Below are 3,904 nucleotides of genomic sequence, written 5' to 3' on the forward strand. Positions count from 1 at the left end.
GTTGCGCGGGTCGGGCTTAACATCCTGGCATGAATCCCTTGCTCTCCCATCTTCATCCCTACCCGTTCGAGCGGCTGCGACAGCTTTTCTCCGGGGTGGATCTTCCCACGGCCTACCGCCCCATCAGCCTGGGAATGGGCGAGCCGCGCCACCCGGCACCGCCGTTCATCGCGGACGCGCTGAACCGCAGCGTGGGCGGCCTGGCCCAGTACCCGGCGACCACCGGCGCGCCGCCGCTGCGCGCCGCGTTCAGCGCTTGGCTGAAGCTGCGCTACGCGCTGACGCTGGACCCCGCAACCCAGGTGCTCCCCGTGAATGGCTCGCGCGAGGCGCTGTTCGCGTTTGCCCAGACCGTCGTCGATGCGTCGCGCGACAGGCCGGTCGTCGTCTGCCCGAATCCGTTCTATCAAATCTATGAAGGCGCCGCGCTGCTCGCCGGGGCCACGCCCCATTACGCGCCCTGCGATCCGGCGCGCAACTTTGCCGTGGACTGGGATGCGGTGCCCGACAGCGTGTGGCAGCGCACGCAGCTGCTGTACGTGTGTTCGCCCGGCAACCCCACGGGCGCCGTCATGCCCCTGGACGAGTGGCGCAAGCTGTTTGCGCTGAGCGAGCGCTACGGCTTCGTCATTGCCTCGGACGAGTGCTATAGCGAGATCTACTTTCGCGACACGCCGCCCCTGGGCGGCCTGCAGGCGGCGGCCCAGCTCGGCCGGGGCGACTTCAGGAACCTGCTGACCTTCACCAGCCTGTCCAAGCGCAGCAACGTGCCCGGCCTGCGCAGCGGCTTCGTCGCCGGCGATGCGGCGCTGATCAGGGCTTTCCTGCTCTACCGCACCTACCACGGCAGCGCCATGAGTCCGCTCGTGCAGGCGGCGAGCATCGCGGCCTGGGGCGACGAGCAGCACGTGCAGGAAAACCGCGCGCGCTACCGCGAGAAGTTCTCCCGGGTCACGCCGATGCTGGCCGCCGTGATGCAGGTGGCCCTGCCGGACGCGGGCTTCTACCTGTGGGCCAAGGTTCCGGACGCGCTGGGAATGGACGACGCCGAGTTCGCGCGGGCCTTGCTGGCCCAATACAATGTGACCGTACTCCCGGGCAGCTACTTGGCCCGGGAGGCCGAGGGCGGCAACCCCGGTGCCCAGCGCGTGCGCATGGCCCTGGTCGCCGAAACCGATGAATGCGTGGAAGCCGCGTCGCGCATCGTGCAATTCATCGAATCCCGGACCCCATCGCCCACTGCCCGCAGCGCCTGACAACAACATGACCGAACGCACGACCGACGAATTGCAAAGCATCATCGACAAGGCCTGGGAGACCCGCAGCAGCCTGTCCCCGCGCGCCGCGCCAGGGGAAACGCTGGACGCCGTGGAGCAGGTCATCGACGCACTCGACCGGGGCACGCTGCGCGTGGCCACGCGCGAGGGCGTAGGCCGCTGGACGGTGCACCAGTGGATCAAGAAGGCGGTGCTGCTGTCGTTTCGCATCAAGGACAACGCAGTCCAGCGGGCCGGCCACCTGGGTTTCTACGACAAGGTGCAGACGAAGTTCGCCCACCTGAACGAGGAGCAGATGCAGGCCACCGGCATTCGCGTGGTCCCGCCGGCGGTCGCCCGCCGCGGCAGCTTCATCGCCCGGGGCGCGATCCTGATGCCGTCGTACGTGAACATCGGCGCGTACGTGGGCGAGGGCGCGATGATCGACACCTGGGCCACCGTGGGGTCGTGCGCGCAGATCGGCGCGAACGTGCATTTGTCCGGCGGCGTGGGAATCGGCGGCGTGCTCGAGCCGCTGCAGGCCGGCCCGACCATCATCGAGGACAACTGCTTCATCGGCGCCCGCTCCGAAGTGGTCGAGGGCGTGATCGTGGAGCACGACAGCGTGCTCGGCATGGGCGTGTACCTCGGCCAGAGCACGCCCATCTTCGACCGCTCCAGCGGCGTGATCAGCTATGGCCGCATTCCGTCGGGGTCGGTCGTGATCAGCGGCAACCTGCCCAAGACCGCAGCGAATGGCGCGGCCTACAGCATGTACGCGGCGATCATCGTCAAGCGCGTGGACGCGCAGACCCGCTCCAAGACCAGCATCAACGATCTGTTGCGCGACTGAGCGGCGGCGCACACGCGCGCATCGGGGGAGGAACACCATGGGAACGATGAATCGGATTTTGCGCCTGATGAGCGAAAAAAAAGCGTCCGACCTCTTCCTGTCGGCGCATGCCCCGGCGCTGCTCAAGATCCATGGCGTGTGCGTGCCGATCAACGAGCAGATCCTGCCGCCCGAGGCGCCGCGCAACCTGCTCTCCGAAGTGCTCCCCCCGGATCGCATCGAGGAACTCGAGGAAATCGGCGAGCTCAACATGGGCCTGCTCTTGAGCGGTGTGGGGCGGTTTCGCATCAGCGCCATGCGCCAGTGCGGCAGCTACGCGGTGGTGATCCGCTTCATCGCGCAGGAGATTCCGGCGTTCGACACGCTGGGCCTGCCGCCCGTGCTGCGCGAACTGATCATGGGAAAGCGCGGCCTGATCCTGGTGGTGGGCGCCACGGGTTCGGGCAAGAGCACCACGCTGGCGTCGATGATCGATTACCGCAACGAGCGGGTCACGGGCCATATCCTCACCATCGAGGACCCCGTGGAATACCATTTCCGGAACAAGAAGTCGATCGTCAACCAGCGCGAGGTCGGCGTGGACACCCAGTCCTTGCAGACGGCGCTCAGGAACGGACTGCGCCAGGCGCCCGACGTGATCCTGATCGGCGAAATCCGCGACCGCGAAACCATGAGCGCGGCCATCTCCTATGCCCAGTCGGGCCACCTGTGCCTGAGCACCTTGCACGGCAGCAACAGCTACCACGCGCTCAACCGCATCCTGTCGTTTTATCCCGTCGAGGTACGCCCCAGCATGCTCGGCGATCTGGCTTCGGCGCTGCGGGCCGTCGTGTCCCAGCGGCTGGTGCGCGCGCTCGACGGCGGCCGCGTGCCGGCGGTGGAGGTCCTGCGCAACACCGACCTGGTCTCCGACCTGATCGGAAAAGGCGACTTTTTCGGCGTCAAGGATGCCATGGAGAAGTCCCTCACCGAGGGCTCGCAGAGCTTTGAGCAAGCGCTCGCGCGGCTCGTCGTGGACGCAAAAATCGACCGCAGCGAGGGCCTGGCGCACGCCGATTCGCCGAGCAACCTCATGTGGCGCCTGCAAAACGATTTTGCCCAGGGCGCCAAGGCCGCCCAGACCCAGGCGCCGAAAGATACGGTCGAAAAGCCTTCGTTCACCGAGATCGTGCTGGACGTCGTTCGGCCCGCAGCGTGAATCCTGAAACCCTTCCCACTCTTCATTCCCCCCGATGTCACGCACCCTGCAACTGGCTGAACAACTCATTTCCCGCCCCTCCATCACCCCGCAGGACGCCGGCTGCCTGGACCTGCTCGCCGAGCGGCTCGTGCCGCTGGGCTTTGTCTGCGAGCGCCTGGACAGCGGCCCGGCGCACGCGCGCGTGAGCAATCTGTGGGCAAAACACCCTGCTGCGCGCGCCGATCGGGCCGGCGGTGCGCGCAAGACCCTGGTTTTCGCGGGCCACACCGACGTGGTCCCGACCGGTCCGCTGGACCATGGAGCAGCGACCCCTTCGCTCCGACGCAGCGCGACGGCAAGCTCTACGGTCGCGGCGCGAGCGACATGAAGACCTCGATCGCGGCCTTTGTCGTGGCGCTCGAGGAGTTCCTGGCGGCCACGCCCGAGCCCGCGATCGGACTGTCCTTGCTGCTCACCAGCGACGAGGAAGGCCCCAGCGTGGACGGCACCCGGGCGGTCGTCGAGCAGCTCGCGGCGCGCGCCGAAACGCTCGACTACTGCATCGTCGGTGAGCCCACCGGCCTTGAGCAGACCGGCGACATGGTGAAGAACGGC

The 3,904-nt window shown here is 67.4% G+C and carries 3 protein-coding genes and 1 pseudogene; all 4 read left to right on the forward strand.

The annotated features are described in order from the left end of the window. Positions 1–29: 29 nt before the first annotated feature. Complete coding sequence (gene dapC, locus VTU_RS0101660) at positions 30–1,256, forward strand: succinyldiaminopimelate transaminase (protein ID WP_010100126.1); 1,227 nt, start codon at positions 30–32, stop codon at positions 1,254–1,256. Positions 1,257–1,263: 7 nt separating this feature from the next. Continuing rightward, positions 1,264–2,109, forward strand: coding sequence for a 2,3,4,5-tetrahydropyridine-2,6-dicarboxylate N-succinyltransferase (gene dapD / locus VTU_RS0101665; protein WP_010100127.1), 846 nt, complete (start codon positions 1,264–1,266; stop codon positions 2,107–2,109). 37 nt (positions 2,110–2,146) lie between these two features. Next, on the forward strand, positions 2,147–3,307 hold the full coding sequence (locus tag VTU_RS0101670) for a PilT/PilU family type 4a pilus ATPase (RefSeq protein ID WP_010100129.1): 1,161 nt from the start codon (positions 2,147–2,149) through the stop codon (positions 3,305–3,307). A 34-nt stretch (positions 3,308–3,341) separates the two neighbouring features. Further along, positions 3,342–3,904 (forward strand): annotated as a pseudogene (locus VTU_RS25295) (M20/M25/M40 family metallo-hydrolase); the annotation flags it as partial.

This window comes from Verminephrobacter aporrectodeae subsp. tuberculatae At4 (assembly GCF_000193225.1).
GTDB classification, from domain to species: domain Bacteria; phylum Pseudomonadota; class Gammaproteobacteria; order Burkholderiales; family Burkholderiaceae_C; genus Acidovorax; species Acidovorax aporrectodeae.